This is a genomic window from Spirochaetota bacterium (assembly GCA_025061835.1).
Classification (GTDB): Bacteria; Spirochaetota; Brevinematia; order DTOW01; family DTOW01; genus SKYB106.
Genome location: JANXAC010000045.1, coordinates 1 through 1,521 on the forward strand (window position 1 = coordinate 1; position 1,521 = coordinate 1,521).

A 1,521-nucleotide genomic window follows, 5' to 3' on the forward strand; every position below is an offset into this window, starting at 1 on the left:
TTGGAGGTATTGGAAAGACTAAATAAAGAATTACCTGAAGGTAGGTTAGCAATAAATATTTTGTCAAGTGAGGAGGTTGAGGTAATCAGTAAGTATCAGTTACTAACAGTAAAACCTATGCTAATCGTTGCTAATATTGACGATAAGTTCATAGGTAGGGAGCGGGAGGATGAGAATTTTATCAAACTTGAAGAGTATGCGAAGAGTTTAGGTGTCAAGGTTTTACCACTTTCTGCGAAGATAGAAAAAGAAATAACTGAATTACCTGAAGATGAGGCTAGGTTGTTCCTTAATGAGTTAGGGCTTAAGATGAGTGGGCTTCAGAAGCTTGCGATTGAGGGATATAAACTACTTGACCTTATAACTTTCTTCACTTTTAACGAGAAGGAGACTCGTGCTTGGACAGTGAAGAGAGGAACTAATGCGCAGTCTTCAGCAGGTAAGATTCATTCCGATATGGAAAGGGGCTTTATAAAGGCAGAGGTTATAAGTTATGATGAGTTTGTAAAGATAGGTTCTTGGGCTAAGGCGAGAGATGAAGGAAGAATTCGTTTTGAGGGAAAGGATTATATCGTTCAAGATGGAGATATTATTCTATTTAGGTTTAATGTGTAGGTTGGCTTATGGATAGAGTATTTGTTGAGGCGATAGGTATAATTGCGGGAACATTAACGACAATATCGTTTATACCACAACTTTTGAAGGTTGTAAAGACAAAATCTGCTAGGGACATTTCACTTCTTATGTTCATAATATTCACAACAGGTATTTTGCTTTGGCTTGTGTATGGTATAATTACTCGTTCAATCGCTATAATACTGGCGAATACTTTTACGTTTTCAATTGCTTTATCAATACTAATTCTAAAAATAAAGTATGATAGGGCATCTAGTTAGTATCCTGATCGGATTTAATGTCTTTCTTTAGAGGGACTTTTGCTTTTTCTAGTGTTTCAAACAATCTGTCAATTCTTAATACTACATCTACTATTATCTTTACATTGCCTTCAATGTCTTCTGACGAGATGATTTTATGGCTTTCAATGAAGTTTGTAATCTTCCTTGATGCGAAGATTTCTTTTAAGATTTTCTCTGAATTTTCTTTCAAGTCTTTCGGGGCTACATTCTTTCTTAAAAACTCAATTATAGCGTTTTGGAAGGCATCATCTTTTGAGTCTTTCAAATCCTTACCTTTACCAACTACTCTATAAACTTCAAAACTTTTTACGATGTTTTTACTGGCATCTTCTTGTGGAGATGCTTGGTTAAATTGAATTAAGAAGCAAACTAGCAATACCAGCACTACTAACTTTTTCATAGTTTTCTCCTGAAGAATAATATAAAAGTATAAATTTATTTTTTCAAATTACCTTTTTGTATGCGATAGTCACGGTTTCAATCCCTGAAAGGGTAGGTAAAAACCCGGATTTTTTGCAATAGTTGCTTCATAAGTGAACAGTTTCAATCCCTGAAAGGGTAGGTAAAAACTCCTTTCAAGCCTATTCTCGGAGTAGCAGTGATG

Annotated in this window: 3 protein-coding genes; 2 read left to right on the forward strand and 1 reads right to left on the reverse strand. The window is 35.0% G+C overall.

The genetic code is table 11. The features are described 5' to 3' along the window. On the forward strand, nt 1–615 hold a 615-nt coding region (locus tag NZ579_08165; protein ID MCS7299910.1), incomplete at its 5' end, for a DUF933 domain-containing protein. 8 nt (nt 616–623) lie between these two features. Continuing rightward, nucleotides 624–896 (forward strand): SemiSWEET transporter, encoded by a 273-nt coding sequence (locus NZ579_08170; protein ID MCS7299911.1) that lies wholly within the window; start codon nt 624–626, stop codon nt 894–896. Here NZ579_08170 and NZ579_08175 read toward each other — a convergent pair. After that, entirely contained in the window at nt 889–1,317 is a 429-nt protein-coding gene (locus NZ579_08175) for a hypothetical protein (GenBank protein MCS7299912.1), read from the reverse strand. The two genes, NZ579_08170 and NZ579_08175, sit on opposite strands and share 8 nt — an antisense overlap. Between the last annotated feature and the right edge of the window lie 204 nt (nt 1,318–1,521).

Coding starts and splice junctions, on each gene's coding strand:
- NZ579_08170 (MCS7299911.1), top strand. CDS start 624: ATGGATAGAGTATTTGTTGAGGCGATAGGTATAATTGCGGGAACATTA.
- NZ579_08175 (MCS7299912.1), bottom strand. CDS start 1,317: ATGAAAAAGTTAGTAGTGCTGGTATTGCTAGTTTGCTTCTTAATTCAA.